We start from the raw sequence: 1,226 nt of genomic DNA on the forward strand, positions 1-1,226 counted from the left end.
GTTAGTATCATCAGCAAAGACGGGTCACTTTTACACAACAACTAAGAACAAACGACTACACCCAGAAAAGGTGGAAGTTAAAAAGTTTGATCCAGTTGTAAGACAGCATGTGATGTATAAGGAAGCCAAGATTAAGTGACTTTAACTTATCAAAAAGTTGATACCAATGATTTAATTTTAGAAGATTGGAAGCGTTACTTAGATCTAACAGAAAAGGCAATATTTGAAAGTGAATTAAGTGATTATGATTGGTATTTAGTAGTAGAAAATCACAAAGTGATTGCTGTTTTTCAGATTATTAAAGTAAAATGTGTTAAGTACGCTAAAAATTTAAAGATTATATTTCATCCTGATTTTAAAAATGATGAAAATGATATAGTTGAAATTATCTTGTTTATATATGAGTCTATGCTACTTGTTTGTAGCGGGGAAGAGATTAAGAAACTGAAGTTATATATTGATGATTTATTAATACATAGTATATTTATGGTAATTGCTAAACATCAGGCAGATAATAAAGATATAATGAAGGTTGAGAATTATCGTAAGTGGATAGAAATCCATATGCATTAGGAGGGCAGTTTTATGAAAATGATAAACGAAAAAAAATTAAAAAACAAGTTAGTAACAATGCTAAAAGAAGACTGGAGCGGTAAAAAAGGTTACCTTACGGATAACGAAATGTTTAAATACTGTCAGTTTTATACCGGTGATTTTTGGAAAAAATCAGAAAAGACCAATAAGAAATCTGCATAATTTTTTAAATTTTTAACAATAAAAAGCCGCTATTAATAGCGGCTTTTTATTGTCTGATGGTTTTTTAATTACTCTTTTAAGATTGTATCAAGTGCAATGTGCCCAACTGACTTTTGATATTGTGATATTTGGTCAAAGTTAAGATATTGGTAAATATCATTAGATGCTGGCTCTATACCTTGCATTGCTGATAGGTATTCTTCTACGGTTGGAATGCGCCCAAGTTTTGCAGCAATGGCGGCGACTTCGGCGGATGATAAATACACATCGGCATCATCCCCTAGGCGGTTAGGAAAATTGCGTGTTGAAGTGGAAACTACGGTGGCATTGTCTTTGACGCGTGCTTGATTGCCCATACATAGCGAACAACCGGGTATTTCTGTATGCTGAGTAAGCGACTCAAAAGTTTGATACACACCTTCTTTTTTAAGTTGCGCTTCATCCATGCGTGTGGGTGGCGCAACCCAAAG

The 1,226-nt window shown here is 33.6% G+C and carries 4 protein-coding genes; 3 read left to right on the top strand and 1 reads right to left on the bottom strand.

Translation table 11 applies throughout. The features are described from left to right. The 3 genes from rpmG to BBROOKSOX_RS11245 form a co-directional block, all read left to right on the top strand. On the top strand, positions 1–139 hold a 139-nt coding region (gene rpmG / locus BBROOKSOX_RS11235; RefSeq protein ID WP_139661926.1), incomplete at its 5' end, for a 50S ribosomal protein L33. Beyond that, positions 136–573, top strand: coding sequence for a hypothetical protein (locus tag BBROOKSOX_RS11240; RefSeq protein WP_139661928.1), 438 nt, complete (start codon positions 136–138; stop codon positions 571–573). The genes rpmG and BBROOKSOX_RS11240, both read left to right, overlap by 4 nt. 12 nt (positions 574–585) lie before the next feature. After that, positions 586–756, top strand: coding sequence for a hypothetical protein (locus BBROOKSOX_RS11245; protein ID WP_180324033.1), 171 nt, complete (start codon positions 586–588; stop codon positions 754–756). Between the two features lie 68 nt (positions 757–824). On the opposite strand, the gene BBROOKSOX_RS11250 is transcribed toward BBROOKSOX_RS11245, so the two are convergent. Continuing rightward, on the bottom strand, positions 825–1,226 hold a 402-nt coding region (locus tag BBROOKSOX_RS11250; RefSeq protein WP_257607877.1), incomplete at its 5' end, for an aconitase family protein.

This window comes from bacterium endosymbiont of Bathymodiolus sp. 5 South (assembly GCF_900128535.1).
Lineage (GTDB): Bacteria > Pseudomonadota > Gammaproteobacteria > PS1 > Pseudothioglobaceae > Thiodubiliella.